Here is an 18,018-nt window from a genome sequence, read left to right on the forward strand (position 1 = left end):
TTCAGTAAATGAAACTGTTGTTCTCGCTTGTTCTGTCAGCCCTCTTCATGGCCCCAACTCTCTCTCAGGCGCAGGTCGGACTTTATGTCAATCCTGTGGGGACGCGGGTGAGTAACTCGCAGGCCGACCACGGAGTGTTCGCGTTTCTCGGCGACGGGTCGACCTCGCGCATGTTCTGGGGCGCGAACATGGGCGGATACTACGACCGCTGGCATGGGGAGAAGTATGACGCGGGCATCGACATCCGCGACACCATCATGGGCGCGGACAACGCGCGATTGAACAACTTTCTGATCGGCGCGCGCGTGGTGGCGACGTCGTGGTCGCCGAAGTGGCGTCCTTATGCGCAGCTTTCGGGCGGCGTGGGAACGACTCGCGCCCCGCACAGCACCGTGAAGACGAGCAGGGCAACGTATGGCGTCTTCGTGGGCGCGGACTACAAGCTGAGCCGCGTGATCGACGTCAGGGCTTTTGAGATTGGCTATGGCTCGCTGACGACGATATCGAGCGCGACGGTGGGCAGCACGGCGACGTCGTTTCCGTCGTCGAACCTGATCCAGGTGAGCGCGGGGCTGGTCTTCAGAATTCGATAATCAGGATCCGATCATTCAGACGGTTGCAGAGATGCGCGCGGCGACGATCTCGCGGATGCGCGCTTCGATCTGATCGATGCCCGCATCGTCGCGGATTGCTGCGACGCGCTGGGGTTCTCGTGCGGCGATGGCCTCGTAGGCCTGGTGGATGCGGCGGTAGAAGCCGTCGTCCTCGCGCTCGAAGCGGTTCTCGTCGGTGCCTTTCTGCTGGGTAGTGCGCCGGTTGCGGCGGCGGGCGCGTTCGAGGGAAGACTCAAGCGAAGGAAGAAGAAGGATGGTGAGGTCGGGCTGCAGGTTGTCGCAGACGGCGCGGTGCATGGCTAAGATGCGCTCGCTGCCGAGCTGGCGTCCCGCACCCTGATAGGCCTCGGAGGAGTCGGTGTAGCGGTCGCACAGGACGACGGCCCCGGCTTCGAGCGCAGGCAGGATGATCTCGTGGATGGCCTGGGCGCGATCGGCGAACATGAGCGCCATCTCGGCCAGCGGAGCGATGGGGCCAATGGTGGCCTCGGAACGTGAATCGAGCAGGATGGCCCGTATGCGGTCGCCGAGTGCCGTGCCGCCGGGCTGGCGGAGGGTGACGACCTTGTGGCCCTGGGATTCGAGCCAGGCGGTGAGGCGGCGGAGCTGGGTGGTCTTGCCGGAGCCGTCAGGCCCCTCAAAAGTAATGAAATAGCCGTGAGACATGAGTTCAGCTTATCGCAGGGGCGTCAGAAGGCGTCTAACGAAGTAGAGCAGTTGGACGGCGACAGCCGAACCGCATTGCCGTCTTCTGCTCCGCGAAAAAAGCGGAGTGAGGAGGAAGTATGCTCGTCGCTGTTTTCATCGTGGTTGGAGTCATATTGACTGCAATCTGCATCGTTGCCTATACATCGAAGAAATACCCCGACGGCCAAACTCGTTCCAGCGCTGTAAGCGACGCGCTGAGAAGTGAGCTGGCGCATCGTCATGCAAGCGGGCACACGCGGTAAGGCCCGGCGCGCTGAGGGTGTAATCGAAATGCAGACAAAAAGGCCGCTCCCATGGTGGCGCGGGGAGCGGCCTTTTGGGTTGAAGGCAGTTCGTTCAGGAGCGTCGAATGCGTTCCATCTGGACTTCGTTGTAGCGGTCGCCTGCGATCTCGCCCTGAGGAACAGCAGCCTCGAGTTCGGCGACTTCGGCTGCTGAGAGCTTAATGCCGGCGGCGGCTGCGTTCTCTTCGAGGTATTTCCGGCGCTTGGTACCGGGGATTGGAGCCATGTCGTCTCCCTTGGCGAGGACCCAGGCGAGTGCGAGCTGGCCGGGTTTGACGCCGCGACGATTGGCGATGGCTGTGACCCGGTCGACGAGGACCTGGTTCTTGTCGAAGTTCTCGCCGGCGAATCGCGGGTAGCGCTCGGCGCGGAAGTCTCCGGCGCCGAGGTCGGACTTGCTCTTGATGGCCCCTGTGAGGAAGCCGCGCCCAAGCGGTGAGTAGGGGACGAAGCCGATGCCAAGTTCACGCACGGTGGGCAGGATCTCGCCTTCGACGTCGCGCGTCCACAGGGAGTACTCGGTCTGGAGAGCTGTGATGGGGTGCACCTTGTGGGCGCGGCGGATGGTTGCAGGTAAGGCCTCGGAGAGACCGAGGTACTTCACTTTGCCGGCCTTGACGAGGTCGGCCATGGCTCCGATGGTGTCTTCGATGGGCGTCTCGGGATCGACGCGGTGCTGGTAGTAGAGGTCGATGTGGTCGACGCCGAGACGCTGGAGCGAGGCATCGCATGCCTGCTTGACGTACTCGGGCTTGCCGCTGATGACCCAGTAGGTGGGGTCGTCCTTCTTGCGGATGTTGGCGAACTTGGTGGCGAGGAAGACCTCGTCGCGGCGAGACTTGATGGTCTTGCCGATGAGCTCTTCGTTGTCGCCGATGCCATAGGTGTCGGCGGTGTCGAGGAAGGTGATGCCGAGGTCGAGCGCACGGAGGAGGGTCGCTGCGGACTCCTCGTCGTTACGCGGACCGTAAAACTCGCTCATACCCATGCAGCCGAGTCCCATCTGCGAGACGACCGCGCCCTGTGAACCTAACTTGATCTTTTTTATACTCATGTAGCAGTTAGATGATGTCGGCGGCATTGAGGGTTCTCCCTTTCGTGGAAAGAACGGTGGCATCGGCAAAATGCGAGGATCCCTCGACTGCGCACACACAACTTGTCATCCTGAGCGGAGTGGTTCGCTTTTTTGCGAACCCGTAGCCGAAGGACCTGTACTCTTTCATTTTCTGTAAATTGTCGCCGGAAAGATGCGGATGCAGGCCCTTCGACTGCGCTGCGCTCCGCTCACGATGACAAACAAGTTTTATCGGCCGGTCGTGCTGTTCTCCCAGTGCACTCCGTCGGGGGCGATGGTGATGTTGACGGGACCCTGGGCGCCCTCTTTGAGGAACGGGCCTTCGGAGTCCTGTTCCTTATGAGCGGAGTCGGTGTAGATGAGCTTCATCTTGCCTTCGCCGAGCACCTTGAAGCGATAGTGAAAGTCGGCACCCGGCGCGAGGGACTGCGTTCCGAAGCTGGCGCTGGGGTAGTCCACCTCGATAAGGCGGATTGGCTCTGCCGTGCGATTGGAGACGGTGGTCGCAACATAGGGAGAGCGGCAGCCGGTGAGACAGAGCGCAGGCAGCAATGCTAAAGCATGGAAGAGACGCATACGGGTTTAAGGGTATCAGGTGGGTGCAGATACGGCTGGAAGAAGAAGTAAAGCAGATCCGCTCCGCTTCGCTGCCGAATGCCAAGATGCGTGAAAGCAGCTACGACGAGGCACGGTTCAGGCATAGAGAGGCGGTGGAGTGCGTTCGAGGATGCGGGCGGTGAGGACGACTCCGGAGCGGTTGTCGTGGAGGGTGATGGGGAAGGCGAGGACGCTCCATGTGATGTTGAGTTCGCCGGACTTTGGCAACGCGAGCAGGCCACGGCGCGTACGGTCAATGTAAGTCTCGCGGGTAAGGGAGACGGTTTTGAGGACCTCGCGCCAGTCGCGCATCAGCGTAGGCATCTCGTCAAAGACGCAGCGGCCGGGGAACCAGTCGCGCGCCTGACCGAGATAGTCGGCGGCAGCGTCATTGCAGTACATCCAGACGCCGCGGTCGTCGAAGATCTGCACCAGCACGTCGGAGCCGATGGCCATGGAGATGCGCGAGTAGAAGAAGTCGCGTGCGTCGACGACGACAGGCACGCCGCGGCGCTTGGCCTCGAGCGAACTGAGGGCCGAGAGCAGGTCTTCGACCGAGCTGTAGCCCTTGAGCAGGTGCATGTCCTCGGCGCCACCGAAGTGCCGCTCGAGCGTGGCGGAGAGGATGATGATGGGCACATGCGGGCGGCGGCGGCGCAGGTGCGTCGCGACCTCGGTGCCGAACTGTCCGGAGCCCAGGTGGTAGTCGAGCACGGCAATGTCGATGGTGTTGAAGGCTTCCATCGCTTCGTCGATGGTTGAGGCTGGGATGCAGTGGTAGCCGTGCTGCCGGAGGATAGCCGATCGAAGATGGAGATTGGCAGGTTCGTCGTCCAGCAGCAGGACACGAACATTCCCTCCGTTATGGGACACACCTCCACTCAGTTCGGGCGGCTCAACCATGGCTAGCCATAGGATGCAACAGATTGCAGAATCGTCAACCCGCAGATGGCTTATTTTTCATTAATTTTGGAGGAGGACTTCAGGCTGCGGAGTAACTCCGGCAGACGGTTGACCAGGGCGACAGACCGCAGCCACTGGCGGTTATCGATAGCGGGGTAACCGCTGACGATCTTGCCGGGCTCGACGTCGCCGGGGATGCCGCTCTGCGCCGTGGCGATGGCTCCGTCACCCACGGTGCAGTGGCCGGCGACGCCGACCTGCCCGGCGAGGATGACGGATCTGCCAATGGTGGTGGATCCGGCGAGGCCGACCTGGGCGCAGAGCAGGGTGTCTTTGCCGACGGTAGAGCCGTGGCCGACCTGAACGAGGTTGTCGATCTTGGCCCCGGCGTGGATGCGGGTTTCGCCGATGGAGGCGCGGTCGACGCAGGCGTTGGCCTGGACCTCGACGGAGTCCTCGAGGACGGCTGGGCCGGACTGGAGGATCTTGTACCAGCTTCCGTCGGCCTGTTTGGCGAAGCCGAAGCCGTCGGCCCCGATGATGGCACCGTTCTGGAGGACGACGTTGTCGCCGAGCTGGCAGAACTCGCGGACGACGGCGTGGGCGTGGGCGAAGAGGTTGTCGCCGGCGCGGACGCTGGGGTAGATGACGACGTGAGGGAGCAGGACGGCATTGTCGCCGATGACAGCGTTATCCCCAACCACAACGTAAGGGCCAATATGAGCGTTGGCCCCGATCTTCGCGGTCGGCGCGATGACTGCGGTGGGGTGGATGCCGGGGGCGTATGCGGGTGCCTGATAAAAGAGCTCAATGGCGCGGGCGAAGGCGAGGTAGGGGTTCCTGATACGCAGCGTGGCGGCGGGGATCTCGGGGAAGTCAGGCTCGACAAGGACGGCGGAGGCGCGCGTGGTGCGCGCGAGAGAAGCGTACTTGGGGTTGGCGACGAAGGTGATCTCGCCGGGGCCGGCGGTCTCGATGGAGGCGACTCCGGTGATGTCGGCGGAGGGGTCGCCCTGGAGGGCGGCTCCAAGGCGCTGGGCCAAGGCTTCGAGGTTCATGGAGGAATGATAAGGCCTGCTTCAATTCGGTCGGGCGTTGGGCGGAAGGTTTTGGAAGAGATCTTCCTGCAGGGAGGGAATGGAGGAGGAGGGCGGCAAAGGCTTTTTGCGTGACGGCGTAGTGATGACGGCGATGAGCTGGAGGTCGGAGATGGAGGTGCGCGGGATGTAGATGCGCTGGGTGTTGGAGCGGATGTCGGGCGGGATGAGGAAGAGTCCTGCGTCGTCGAGGATGTCGTCGGCGAGGGAGAGATCGATGGGGGCGAGTCCTTCAAAGATGTCAGCTTCCGTAGAGGTGCCGGACTTGTTGCCGCCGGGGGCGCGGAAGGCGAGCCGCAGCCAGAGGCCTTCGGTACGAGGGCGAGCGAGAAAGGTCTTGCGGGTGAGGCGTTCGGGATTTACCGCGTCGCTAAGGTTGAAGTCGCGGACGTAACAGATGTATTTGATGTCCTCCAGCGGCAGGGGGAGGATGTGGCCGGAGAGGTCGAGCAGGTCCACAACCCGCTCCGGGGTCTTGTCGCCGGGTTTTGCCGGGGACTGGCTGCGGACGAACTTCGACAGCGGAAGATAGCCGGGCAGGGTATCTCCGAGGGAGCGCCGGACGATGACTTTTTTGTGCGCCGAGGACATGGGTCTACTGGCGGATTGTCGCATGGCGCAGTGAGGACAACAGGCAAAAGCTGCGTCCCGAGTAGTCAATTAGCCAACTCTATGTTAGAGTCAGCTTTTGTGTCTCAAATAGCGAGACTTTTCTAAGCGGTTGATATTTCTTGGCTTATGCCGGGCCTGGCATCGGGAGAACCGCTTAAGACCGGCTTGGAGCGACTACCAACACATATGGCCGATTACATCTATCTTCTTGAAAACCGACTTTCCAAAGCACAGCAGGCAGCTTTGGAGAAAGTACGTGAAGTAGCTCGCACAAAAGGATTTACAAGCTTTCTCGTAGGTGGGGCGGTCAGAGATTTGACGAGTGGCTCGCCAGTGCGCGATCTGGATGTAGTGGTTCAGGGAAACGCTCTCAAGTTAAAGAAAGATATAGAGAAGGCGGGTGGAAAAGTATCCGGAGAGTCGGACGCGACGCAATCGTTCTTTGTCCGCTTTCCCGGGTCGGTGCGGTTAAGCGTTGGCTCGACACAGTCGGTCACCTATCCGAAGCCGGGCAAGCCGGTCTACAAGCCGGCAAACATCCTCGAAGATCTGCGGCAAAGGGACTTTACGGCCAATGCGATGGCCCTTTCGTTGAACCAGGGGTCGTATGGCCTGCTGATGGATCCGCTGAACGGCGTTGCGGACATTGAAAACCGCGAACTGCGCCTGGTGAACCCTTACGGGTTTATCGAGGATCCTGTGCGGATGATCCGCGCAGTGCGATTTATGGCCCGGCTGGGCTGGCAGATGGACGAGCGTACCCGGTCGCGGTACGAGACAGGAAAAGAAGAGAACTACATTGCCGCTATGCCTGCCTCGCAACGTGGGTATGAGACGGAGGAGCTCTTTCTGGAGGAAGAGCCTCTGCGGGTGATCAGGCGGCTTGAGGCCGAGGGGTGGGTGAAGCACCTGAACCCGGCGGTGGCCTCGAACAAGGCGAATGTGAATGAGCTGGAGAAGCTGCGGGACGTCCAGACGCAACTGCATATGCAGGGAATCCACGCGGAGACTTCGGCGGCAATCTTTCCTCTTCTGACGGCGAAGATGGCCCCGAAGGATGTTGCCGCGCTTAAAAAGAGCTTTGTGCGTCAGGGGTTTGTGGACGACATCAATGGCCTGGAGGCGGAGGGCAAGGCGTTCGCGGCGCAGCTTGCGGGCAAGGAGGCGGCTCAGCCGTCGAAGGCCTGGAAGCTGCTGCATTCGGCCCGGCCCGAGGCCGTTCTGTGGGCTGCCCACCATGTGAAGACAGCCGGAGTGCAGAACAAGCTGAAGGCGTTCTACACAGAGTGGCCGCAGGCGCGCCAGAAGATTCCGTATGCGCAGATGCAGGAGATGCGCATTACTCCCGAGGTTGCGGGGTATGACGAACTGCTGGATAAGCTGTTCTTTGAGCTGATGGACAACAGGCTGGGAACCGTCGAGGAGATGAAGGCGTTCCTCGAGCCGTATTCGCCACCCGCTCCTCCTCCGCCGGTGCATCTGCGCCGCGCGCGGGCGACCCGCAAGGACGCGAAGCCGCCCAAGAACCGGAAGAAGGCCGCAGCCGCGGCGTCGGAAGAAGGGCAGGACCAGGTGGCGGTGTCCGTGGAAGGGACAGCAGCTCAGGAGACGAAGAAGGCATCTCCCGTTTCTTCGAAGGTGAAGAAGGAGGAGCTGAAGAAGGTTGCGGCTGTTCCTGCGAAGAAAGCTGCTCCAGTTGCAGTGAAGAAGGCTGCTCCGGTTAAGAAAGCTGTGGCCAAGCCGGTGGCGAAGAAGGCAGCGGCGCATAAGTCAGCCAAGGCCGCGGCGAAGAAGGCTGCTCCTAGGGCTACTGCAAAGAAGGCGCCGGCGAAGAAGGCTGTAGCGAAGAAGCCGGTGGCGGCGAAGAAGGCCCCTGCAAAGAAAGCGGTGGCGAAGAAGGCTGCTCCGAAGAAGAAGCGGTAGTCGGGCTTCTCAGATTGCAGAATGACCGAGTTGGCATTTGCCGGCTCGGTCATTCTGGTTTCAGAGCGATTTTCCTTCAGGCGTGGTTCATTCGGCGTGGATTTTATGTCGCGTTTTCAGCGCTCGATACCTTGATTGGCATCGCTTACCTGGGACTTTGGCCCAGGCTGGTTTATGTAGGGTCTTTGGCCCTCGGACTACATGTCCGTGAAAAATGCTCTAACGGGCTGTGTGGGAGCGGAGACAAAATGCGGGGTTCCTCGACTACGCGTATCCGACTCGTCTGCGACTCGCTCATGCCTTCGCTAGGAATGACACCTCTGACAGGAGTGTTGCAGAGGTCCTATGGCTACTCGCCGTAGATGTTGATGGTGAGGGGGGAGTCCTGGAACCAGTAGCTGCGCGCCATGCGGAATGCGGTGGTCTTGCGGTGGATATCGTAGTGCGTCCCGGTGACGACGGTGGGGACAGAGAGCAGGCAGGCGGCGTGCAGCACGGGAACCTTCGACTTCCAGGCCCCGGCGAGGATGTTGGCGATCTCACCCAGCGCGTCGTAGACGTCGCCGTTGAGCTCGGCGATCTCGATGCCGAGCATGGTTGCGGCGATCTGCCTGGCGGTCGCCTCGTTGACGACGATGCTGTAGCCCCCGCTGAGCGCGCCGGCCAGGCCGACGACAGCGGTGAGCGTGATGGGGATGTTGGTGGGGGCTACGGCCGACTCGGACACGGTGACAGCGGAGCCGAGCATGAGGGCGAAGACCTCGTCGACGGACTGGTCGAGGAGGGCGGTGTCGGTGATTTCGGCGAGTAAGGAGGTCTGCTCCGGTGCGTCGATCGTCGGGGCCATGTTGGTTGGGTCATCTCCTGCGCAGGTGGTCTTGCTTGCTCTATCGGCAGGAGCAGGGAAGGGATGAGGAGAAAGAAAAGGCCCGGCCTCCGCAAGGAGACCGGGCCAGGGTTGTAAGGGTTAGAAGTGGTACTTGACCGACAACTGGAGCTGACGCGGACCGGAGCGGACAGAGGTGATCTGACCCCAGGTCGAGGGCGTGCTTACGTTGGAGGATGGGTTACCCCAGGATGCGTGGTTAGTGACGTTATCGGCATCAGCCCGGAAGTTGATCTGATGCTCGTGCCATATGGTGAAGTCCTTGGTGACCGAGGCTCCGTAGTTCTGGTAGCCGGGCCCACGCAAAGCTGAGGGACGTGTGGTACCGAAGGCGCCGTCTGCGGGCTGACCAAAGGCGCAGTTAGCGATATTTGGCACCGTGCTATTCACGACCTGGTTTCCGAAGCTATCCTTGACTGTTCCACAGGGAGTAGCCGAGGCGTCGTTACCCCACCACTGGTCGATGGTGCGGTTGACAATCTTCAGCGGACGATAGTTATTCGAGCGCTCCGAGTTGCCGTTGGTACGCGTGTTGTTGGATGCTGCGATATTGACCGGGAAGCCCGAGTAGTGGATGCCAGTCAGGCCAATCTTCCAACCACCGACAATCTCGTCGAGGAAGGCTGGCATGTTGCCGCCAAACATCCGTTTCCGCCCAAGCGGCAGGTCGTAGACGAGGTTCCAGTTGATGGCGTTGCGCACGTCTTGGCCTGTCGAACCGTACTCTGTGCTCCCGTCGTAGACGTTCTGCCAGTAAGCCGAGGCTGCGGTGATGCTGGGTACACCATAGAAGCCTGTGCTGTTGGTAAAGGCGTGGCTCCAGGTGTAGTTGGCGGTGTACTGCAGGCCGTGCCATGCACGCTGGCGGAAGCTGGCTTGCATGGCGTTGTAGTTCATCATCGCGTTGGAGTCGGTATAACGGACATTGCCGTTGTAGTCGATGCCAGGCGTTTTGGCGAACGGAGCCGGGGCCTGAGTAAGGCATGGCGAGTTCGAAGCGTTCTTGATGGTTGCCGGGTTTTGAATGACGCCATTGATGACGCAGGTGTTACGCAGCTGGTTGCGCCAGTTGGCGGTGACCAGGTGTTGGCCCGACTCGCCGACGTAGCCAACCTGGACTGAGGCAGTGTTGGTGACCTGGTACTCCAGGGTAAGGTTGTAGATGGAGATGAACTCCGGTTTGAAGTGCTTGTTCCAGACGTTGAATACATTGGAGAGCGTAGTGCCGGATCCCATGCCATCCTCGACCTTGAAGAAGTTGCCCGGCGTGGTACTGGTAGCTATAGTGCCGTTCGCCTCAAACGCGGACTGGAAGGGATAGTTGGTGGTCATGCGGAGGTTGGCGCCAGTGCCTTCCATGAAGTTCTGGAGACCGTAGCCGCCGCGAACCACGAATTTTGGAACGGCGTTCCATGCAAAACCGAGACGCGGCATAAAGCTGGCATGGTAGGGGTCCACCAGACCGCGGCCGTATCCGGCGGATTTTGCCGTTACGCAAGCGACGCCCGCTGCGGCGCACGCAGAGGTATTGTCACGGTCGATGATGATGACCGAGGGGTTGTTAGGATCAACGGTGGACATCTTGCCGTTGACTTCGTAGATCGGCTGCGCGTACTCGTAGCGAACGCCGAGATTGACGGTGAGAGTGGGCAAGACCTTCCAGTCGTCCTGGACGAAGAATGCGTTACGCCACTGACGCATGCCAACCGGACCGGAGACACCGCCGATAGCCTTGGAACTGACGCGATCCATCACTAGGTCTGCAGCAGCATAGCCGGTGCTGTACTGCTGAGCTGGCTGAGTACCCGTGCCAACCCACTGCACGTTTGTGGGGACTGTGCCGCCGTTGGGGTTGGTAGTTCCTTTACCGGTGAAGAAGTAGGCACCGAGTGAGCCATCGTTACCAGGGTAGAAGTTATTCTGCTGCTGGCGGAAGAACTGAACTCCGGCCTTGAGGGTATGGCGGTTCTTAAGCCAGGTGAAGTTATCGCCATAGAGGAAAGAGTTGAGGGTGAAGTTGGTTCCGGTGTTGATATTGCCGAGATTGGTGTACTCGGTACCGAGGCCGGCGGTAATGGAACCCGTGGCAAGGGCCTGAAGGGAGAGGCCGCTGAACCCGGCAAAGGCCTGCGCATAGGGATTGTTGGCCCCGATGCCGAGCACCTTATTGCCGTTGGTGCCGAAGACGCCGGTGGGATCGAGCAGGACGGCGGCGTTGGACACGATACGAGTGTAGCCGGCGCGGAACTCATTGACCATGGATGAGTTGAAGGTGTGAACCTCATTGATGGCCAAACCGCGGACGGGGAAGGTGGGAGCAGCGGCAAAGCTGGTAGGAAGGACGTTCTGCGTGGACGCTCCCTGGTTGGCCCATGAGAAGCGACCGGAGACCGAGTCCTTGTCGGAGAGCTTGTAGTCGAGCTTTACGTCGAACTGGTCTCCGTAGTTGCGCTGCTTGGTGGGACCAGAGTAGTTGCCGGACGCTGGCGAGTTCGGGTTGGGTGCGTGGTTGGCGCGGGGATATATTTCGGGATGCTGTAAGAGGTAGAGAATTGCAGGATTGGTAATCGTGATCTTGTTATTGACGTAGCCCGGAGAGCCTGCGCTGGTTGCATCATAGAGTTGAACCAGGCGGCCATAACTGGCGCAATGGTAGCCGTTGATTATGACATACGACGAAAGGCCGCCGTCATTGGAACACATGAATTTGGGATCAAGGAGTTCTGAGAAATCGCCGGCTCGCTGAGCGTCGGTGAGCACGGTTGCTGTACCCACACCGCCCGAGTGATAGCGTCCACCTTGGTAGTCGGCGAAGAAGAAGAGCTTGTCATGGAAGACCGGGCCGCCGAAGGTAGCTCCGAACTGGCTGCGAGTGAAAGGAGCGCGCGGGGTAAAGTTTGCAGCAACACCATTGGTGACGTGCTTGTTGGCCCAGGTGTTGGCGTTGAGGCGTTGGTTGCCGAGAAAGAAGAAGGCACTGCCATGGAACTGGTTGGTGCCGCTCTTGGTCTGGTACAGAATGTCACCGCCGAGAACGTTGCCGTATTCGGCAGGGGCATTGGCGCTGATGACCTGAACCTGGCCGATGGCGTCGGGGCTGGGGCTGTAGCCGGCGGTATCGTCGAGGGTCTGGTTGATGTTCATACCGTCGAGCAAGTATTGGTTCGTCTGCTGACGATTGCCGTTTACAGAGACGGATTGTTGTGTGCTTACCGGGCCAGAGATCGACATCTGGCTCACGAATCCGTTTGGATTGGTGCTGACTGCGCCGGGGAGGAACATGGTGAGCGCAACAATGTTGCGGCTGACCAGGGGCATGTTCTCGATGGCGCGGGTGTCGAGTGTCGTGGAGAGCACAGGGCTCTCGGTATTGATCAGAGGAACGAGTTCGGACTCAACAGAGACCTTCGATTCTGTGCCTGCAAGGTTGAGCTTGGCGTCGAATTTTACGGTCTGGCCCGTATCGAGGACGAACGGTCCGACGGTGCTGGTTGCGAAGCCGGCTGCATCGACAGCGACCTTGTACTTACCGATCTGGAGGAAGCGGAGGTTGTAGACGCCTTCGTTGTTGGAGGTCGTCGCGGTTTGAACGCCGGTGTCGACGTTGGTCGCGGTGACCTTGGCGTTCGGCACGACAGCGCCGGACGCGTCGGTGACGATACCGGTAACTCCGCCTGTGATCGTCTGCGCCCCGGCGGCCAGGCTACAAACCAGTAGCAGGACCAGCGGGAGGAATGTGTGTTTGAGATATTTTTGCATCTGTGTCTCCTAAAATGCTTGGTGACGCGGTGAAGTGTGACTTCTCTTTACGGCTGGTTTGATGGAGCAAAGAATCTGTAGTTGATCTTCCAGTGGCCTGTCTTTCCCGGCGGCACATCGAGGTTGATGTAGGCTTCCGGGGAGACTGTGGTGTGAACCGACCACAGAAAGAAGCGCGAGATCGGTGAATCGGAGCTCTGCTCGATCCCAACCTTTGTTTTCGTGTCTTCGACCGTGAAATGGTAGTCGCTAACGTTGCTGGAATAGCCTTTGAGGTATCCGGCTACGGATTGCCCGGGCTGTAGGTCCTCCTTATAGGTGATGTTGTTTGTTGCAATCTCTACGGCGTCCCCCAGCGGAGTCTCGGGCTCAGGCTTGAAGGGGAAGCGAATCTGATAGCCCGCGGACGTGGGCTTTCCGTCGAAGACGAAGAAATCGTGGTCGTAGACGGCGGTGGTGATCGCGCGGGTGCCGGTGTTCCTGAGCGAATGATCGAGCGTCATCACGGGGCCGTCGATGCTCAGCGTCTTCTGGTAGACGTAGGCGTAGCCGCGCGGGCCAGTGAGCTTATGGGTAAAGGTGACGGAGTGTTTCTTGACGCTGGTGGTCCACTTACCGTTGTCGACGATGGGATACACGGTGCCGAACTTGTATGGCGTGTCGTCGATGCGGCGGAGGACGCCGACGCCGGGCTTGACGAAGAGCTCACCGGGCTTCGCCTCGCTATACCCCAGAGCGCCGTCTTCGGAGCGGAACTCCTCGACCGGGCCGGTGATGGCGTCGTGGATCATGGGGTCGTACTTCGAGAACCACTCGCCGAAGAAGCGGTGGCCGTTGAGCGAGACGCAGCCGACGACGCCCGACCAGTCGAAGCGGGAGGAGCGGTAGTAACCGTTTACGGTATCGGGAAGGAAGACCAGGGCGTCGAGGGTGCCGTTGGAGAGAAGCGCCTTGGGGTGGTCGGAGTGGGGGACGTCCGCGCAGAGAGACGGAGCCGCCACCGCTGCAAAGGGAGCAAGCAGCAGGGCGGCGGAGAGCATGCCGCTGTGTAGATGTATGGACAACCGGCGATTCAGAACTCTAACCAAGAGACTCTCCGCAAAGGCTGTACTCCAAAAACGGAACCATGACCTGCAAAAAAGTGCAGGCCAAAACGGCCTAGGGCCGAATGGACATCGAGTGGTGAAAGATATTGTTGGAATCGTAACGCTTTTTAACCCCCTGAAGGAAGGGGTAAAGTTCGCCTTCGCCATAATAAAGCTGGGGCCAGAAGTCGTAGGCCAGCATGTCGGCGTCGGGATAATTGATATAGCAGCCCTCGTAATGGTCGTTCCAGTAGGGGGTTCCCTTGTGTTTTGCATCGACATCGGGGCCTGAATAGAGGTCGCTGTAGAAGTCGCGCATCCATTGCAGGTGCGCGGCGTCGTCCTCGGGCTTGCGCCAGTAGCTCTGGAGCTGGAGCTTGAGGATGGAGGCCCGCTGGGGAACCGAGGTAGATGCCGCCAGTTCGGGTTTGTTGACGGCGCCGCCGTAGGAGTCGACGGCAAGGATGCCGCTGACCTGGGCGCCGGGGATGGTCCGGTTGAGATGTTTGTAGATGAGTTTCGCCTCGTCGGGAGTGAAGGCGCGCTTCATATAGCAGGACTTGTACTTTGCCCGGGCGCCTCCGCCAACACCGCCGCGAACCGTGGCATCGAACCAGGACTGCTTGTTCATCATATGGGGACCGACGGAGCAGGGGACTGGAGTGCCATCGGGCTTTCTGACGATCTCGCTCTTACCGGCATCCGGGGTGTGGCGGGTTTCCATGGGTTCGCTCTTGGTGACGACGGGCTTGCAGGGCTGAAAGAGATCGACGAACTCGTTCAGCGGGCCAAGGTCGTCGCATGTTCCGTCGGGATTGCAGAACTGTACGGAGATTCCGATGCGGCCTGAGGAGCGATGGGAGAGTCCAAGCGCGGTGAACATACCCCAGGTGTCAGGATCTTTTCCGCGTGCCTCGAAGTAGTGGCTAAAGGTGGTGAGTATGGCCTCGAAGCGCTCTGGAGTCATGTCCTCCCAGGGGAAGCCCATGCTGACATTCATGACCTCGCGGGGAGCGACGGGCATCTTGTCGAAGTAATACGACGTAATGACGCCGAAGTTGTTGCCTCCGGCACCGCGGCAGGCGCGGAAGAGGTCGGGATCGTGAGTGGCATCGACGCGGCGTTTTACGACGTTTCCGGAGGCGTCCACGGTGAGGATATCGACGGCGGTGAGCCAGTCGACGGTGAGCCCATGAAGCCGGCTGAGAACGCCGTAGCCACCGCCGGAGATGTGTCCCCCGGCAGCTACTCCGTAGCAGGAGCCTCCTGGAAGCGTTACACCGTACTGCTTATATAGCTCCGTATAGGCGTCGCCCAGGCGCATGCCGGTACCGAGTTTATAGGTGTGCCCGCTTCCGGTGGCGTCAAAGCCGTTCAGCAGGCTGACGTCGAGAATGACTCCGCCGGGGTTGTTGGCCACGAAGTCTTCATAACAATGGCCGCCGGAGCGAATAGTGGGGCGCAGGCCTGCTTTGACAGTCTTCTGGAGCGCATCGGCAAGGTCGTCAGCGTTCTGGCATACAACGATGTTTGCCGGGCCGTCGGCGTCGGTTGACGGCCAGCGAAGGTTATTGCCCTTCCGGAGAGTGAGGTAACGAGGATCCTGACGCGAGACGGTGATCGACATGTTCTTCCTTGACAGCTTTGACTGTGATACACGTGCAACGAAACCCTGCCGATTTTGACCGGATGGATGCCATGAAAGGCATTGACAGGGGTATAACTCGAAGGTTCAACCCGGTATCGACGATCGCAAAAACTGTTGATGGAGTCCTGCATCGGTTCTGCGGACTTCCTAGTGTCTGTGTACAGAGTGTTTCGATTTGATTACAGCGGAGTTATAGATGTCAACTGTCTGAAGGGTCATGGGTTAGCTAGGTCAAATGGCCTACGGAGTGTCCCATGCTATTTGGCTTTTGAAGTCGCAGGTTTGGCATGCCCGAGATAACTGACAATGCTGGGCGGCTTCATGGGTGATTTGAGAGAAGGTGTAATGAGATTGTGGCGTAAGCGTCTTTGCGGGTGGGAGGCTGATTGGAATGGGTGAGATGGCAAAAGATCCGGTATGTGGGATGCAGGTTGCCGTTGCATCGGCGAAGTGGGTATTCGAGCACGGTGACAAACAGTGGTATTTCTGCTCCGAAGGATGCAGGCGGAAGTTCGAGAACGAACCTGCGCGATATGACGGAAGCAGGCCCAACCCGACATCTGGAGGTCTGGTTGCGATTGGTGGAGCGCAGTCTGTAGAAGGGGGATGCTGTGGCAGTCGCGGCGGCGGTCGCGCGGCGCGGGCTGATATGTCCTCCCCGGCTGGCGCGGGCAAATATACGTGCCCGATGCACCCAGAGATTGTTAAGGACGGTCCGGGAAGCTGCCCCAAGTGCGGCATGGCTCTTGAGCCGCTGGAGATCACTGGCGAGGAGGGGAGCAATCCGGAGCTGGAAGAATTTACACGCAGATTGTGGGTTGCCGCGGGACTGACGGTTCCCCTGATCGCCGTCATGGTGATGGAGATGTTGCCGGGAGCCCCATTCGCAGGTTGGATTCACAGCCGTTGGCTGGGGTGGGTGGAGATGCTGCTGGCGACGCCGGTCGTGCTGTGGTGTGGTTGGCCGTTCTTTGAGCGGGGGCGGGTCTCGGTGGTGAACCGCAGCCTGAATATGTTCACGCTGATCGCACTGGGAACAGGTGCGGCCTATCTGTACAGCGCGGTTGCGGTGATTGTTCCCGGGGTGTTTCCGGATTCGTTTCGTGAGAACGGCGCGTTGGGGTTGTACTTCGAGGCCGCTGCTGTGATTACGGCGCTTGTACTGCTAGGCCAGGTGCTGGAGCTGAAGGCCAGGGACAAGACGGGAGGCGCGATTCGCGCGCTGCTGGGGCTGGCCCCCAAGACGGCGCGGCGGATTGAGAGCGATGGCACGGAGAGAGATGTTCCTTTGAGCGAGATTGCTGTGGGAGATCGCCTGCGAGTCCGGCCAGGGGAGAAGGTGCCGGTGGATGGCGTGGTGCTTGAGGGGCGAAGCTCGGTAGACGAGTCGATGGTGACCGGAGAGCCGGTCCCGGTGGAGAAGAGCGAGGGAGAGCGGGCGGTCGGCGGCACGATCAACGGCAATGGCACGCTGGCGATTCGCGCAGAACGAGTAGGGGCCGATACGCTGCTGGCTCAGATTGTGAAGATGGTGAGCGAGGCGCAGAGATCGCGCGCTCCGATCCAACGGCTGGCGGACAAGGTGGCGGGATACTTTGTTCCCGCGGTGCTTGCGGTGGCAGTGGTTGCGGCTGTTGTGTGGGCGGTGTGGGGGCCGGAGCCGCGTCTGGCGCATGCGTTGGTGATTGCGGTGGCCGTGCTGATGATTGCGTGTCCGTGCGCACTGGGGCTGGCGACGCCGATGTCGATCATGGTTGCGACAGGGCGTGGAGCGCATGAAGGCGTTCTGGTTCGAAGCGCTGAAGCGCTGGAGACGCTGGAGAAGGTCGACACGCTGATTCTGGACAAGACAGGCACCCTGACGGAAGGCAAGCCGCAAGTGGCGGAGATGATTGCCGCGGAAGGTTTCAGTGAGGATGAACTGCTGAAGACAATTGCAAGCCTGGAGAAGGTAAGCGAACATCCGCTTGCGGCGGCAATTGTTCATCGCGCAGTGGAAGGCGGAGTTGCTCTTGAAGAGGTGAACGGGTTTACGTCGGTGACAGGGAGGGGCGTCGCGGGCGTTGTTGGCGGACGCCGTGTTGCAGTTGGCAACGGCACATTGTTGCGCGATGAAGGAGTCGTTGCCGGAGCCGCGACCGAGCAGGCAGAGGCGTTGCGCCGGGAAGGAAAGACGGTGATGCTGGCTGCGATCGATGGGCGGTATGCAGGAGCGATTGCGGTTTCCGATCCGATCAAGGCGTCGTCGAAACAGGTAGTGGACGAGCTGAAGCGGGGCGGGATGAAGATCGTCATGGTGACAGGAGACAACCGCACCACTGCGGCCGCCGTGGCGGAGAAGCTGGGGATCGAGTTTGAGGCGGAGGTCTCACCCGCAGGCAAAGTGGAGGTCGTCAGGCGGCTACAAAAAGCGGGAAGGAGCGTTGCCATGGTGGGGGACGGAATTAACGACGCACCTGCGCTGGCGGCGGCGCAGGTGGGGATTGCCATGGGAACGGGAACGGACGTTGCCATGGCGGCCGGGGGCATCACTCTTGTAAGCGGCGATCTGCGCGGACTTATACGGGCCCGCTCGCTGAGTGAGAGGACGATGAAGAACATTCGGCAGAACCTGTTCTTCGCCTTTGTCTATAACGCGGCTGGAGTTCCGTTGGCTGCCGGAGTACTGTATCCGCTGTTTGGGTGGCTTCTGAGCCCGATGGTAGCGGCGGCGGCAATGAGCTTCAGCTCGGTTTCCGTGATTGCAAATGCGCTTCGACTGAGGACGGTGAAGCTTTGATGATGGTCAAAGTTAGCGATGAAGTGCTGGTATTAAGTACGAAATAAA

The 18,018-nt window shown here is 60.2% G+C and carries 14 protein-coding genes; 4 read left to right on the top strand and 10 right to left on the bottom strand.

Going from position 1 to position 18,018, the window contains the following annotated elements; genetic code table 11:
* Positions 1–8 precede the first annotated feature (8 nt).
* A complete protein-coding gene (locus JSS95_03050; protein ID MBS1798781.1) occupies positions 9–593 on the top strand; it encodes a hypothetical protein in 585 nt (194 codons plus the stop codon).
* Positions 594–608: 15 nt separating this feature from the next.
* Here JSS95_03050 and tmk read toward each other — a convergent pair whose 3' ends face one another.
* The gene (tmk, locus tag JSS95_03055) at positions 609–1,280 is read right to left on the bottom strand and encodes a dTMP kinase (protein MBS1798782.1); all 672 of its coding nucleotides are present in this window, start codon (positions 1,278–1,280) and stop codon (positions 609–611) included.
* A gap of 119 nt (positions 1,281–1,399) precedes the next feature.
* Here tmk and JSS95_03060 point away from each other — a divergent pair, with 119 nt between their 5' ends.
* Positions 1,400–1,564 (top strand): hypothetical protein, encoded by a 165-nt coding sequence (locus JSS95_03060; protein ID MBS1798783.1) that lies wholly within the window; start codon positions 1,400–1,402, stop codon positions 1,562–1,564.
* Positions 1,565–1,658: 94 nt separating this feature from the next.
* Here JSS95_03060 and JSS95_03065 read toward each other — a convergent pair whose 3' ends face one another.
* From JSS95_03065 to JSS95_03085, 5 genes are all read right to left on the bottom strand, one after another.
* The gene (locus JSS95_03065; protein MBS1798784.1) at positions 1,659–2,660 is read right to left on the bottom strand and encodes an aldo/keto reductase; all 1,002 of its coding nucleotides are present in this window, start codon (positions 2,658–2,660) and stop codon (positions 1,659–1,661) included.
* A gap of 249 nt (positions 2,661–2,909) precedes the next feature.
* Entirely contained in the window at positions 2,910–3,257 is a 348-nt protein-coding gene (locus tag JSS95_03070) for a hypothetical protein (protein ID MBS1798785.1), read from the bottom strand.
* Positions 3,258–3,374: 117 nt separating this feature from the next.
* On the bottom strand, positions 3,375–4,181 hold the full coding sequence (locus tag JSS95_03075; GenBank protein ID MBS1798786.1) for a response regulator: 807 nt from the start codon (positions 4,179–4,181) through the stop codon (positions 3,375–3,377).
* A 50-nt stretch (positions 4,182–4,231) separates the two neighbouring features.
* Entirely contained in the window at positions 4,232–5,239 is a 1,008-nt protein-coding gene (lpxD, locus tag JSS95_03080; protein ID MBS1798787.1) for a UDP-3-O-(3-hydroxymyristoyl)glucosamine N-acyltransferase, read from the bottom strand.
* 21 nt (positions 5,240–5,260) lie between these two features.
* Positions 5,261–5,869, bottom strand: a complete 609-nt coding sequence (locus tag JSS95_03085) for a hypothetical protein (protein MBS1798788.1) — start codon at positions 5,867–5,869, stop codon at positions 5,261–5,263.
* A 207-nt stretch (positions 5,870–6,076) separates the two neighbouring features.
* Between JSS95_03085 and JSS95_03090 the strand changes: the two genes are divergently transcribed.
* The gene (locus JSS95_03090) at positions 6,077–7,813 is read left to right on the top strand and encodes a CCA tRNA nucleotidyltransferase (protein ID MBS1798789.1); all 1,737 of its coding nucleotides are present in this window, start codon (positions 6,077–6,079) and stop codon (positions 7,811–7,813) included.
* A gap of 349 nt (positions 7,814–8,162) precedes the next feature.
* Here the strand turns inward: JSS95_03090 and JSS95_03095 are convergent, their stop codons facing one another.
* From JSS95_03095 to JSS95_03110, 4 genes are all read right to left on the bottom strand, one after another.
* The gene (locus JSS95_03095) at positions 8,163–8,561 is read right to left on the bottom strand and encodes a chemotaxis protein CheX (GenBank protein MBS1798790.1); all 399 of its coding nucleotides are present in this window, start codon (positions 8,559–8,561) and stop codon (positions 8,163–8,165) included.
* Between the two features lie 219 nt (positions 8,562–8,780).
* The gene (locus JSS95_03100) at positions 8,781–12,458 is read right to left on the bottom strand and encodes a TonB-dependent receptor (protein MBS1798791.1); all 3,678 of its coding nucleotides are present in this window, start codon (positions 12,456–12,458) and stop codon (positions 8,781–8,783) included.
* 47 nt (positions 12,459–12,505) lie between these two features.
* Positions 12,506–13,498: a hypothetical protein gene (locus JSS95_03105; GenBank protein ID MBS1798792.1), complete on the bottom strand. Its 993-nt coding sequence runs from the start codon at positions 13,496–13,498 to the stop codon at positions 12,506–12,508.
* Positions 13,499–13,616: 118 nt separating this feature from the next.
* The gene (locus JSS95_03110; GenBank protein ID MBS1798793.1) at positions 13,617–15,170 is read right to left on the bottom strand and encodes an FAD-binding oxidoreductase; all 1,554 of its coding nucleotides are present in this window, start codon (positions 15,168–15,170) and stop codon (positions 13,617–13,619) included.
* A gap of 421 nt (positions 15,171–15,591) precedes the next feature.
* Here JSS95_03110 and JSS95_03115 point away from each other — a divergent pair, with 421 nt between their 5' ends.
* Complete coding sequence (locus JSS95_03115) at positions 15,592–17,970, top strand: heavy metal translocating P-type ATPase (protein ID MBS1798794.1); 2,379 nt, start codon at positions 15,592–15,594, stop codon at positions 17,968–17,970.
* The last annotated feature ends 48 nt before the right edge of the window (positions 17,971–18,018 follow it).

The sequence above is a fragment of the Acidobacteriota bacterium genome (genome assembly GCA_018268895.1).
Lineage (GTDB): Bacteria > Acidobacteriota > Terriglobia > Terriglobales > Acidobacteriaceae > Edaphobacter.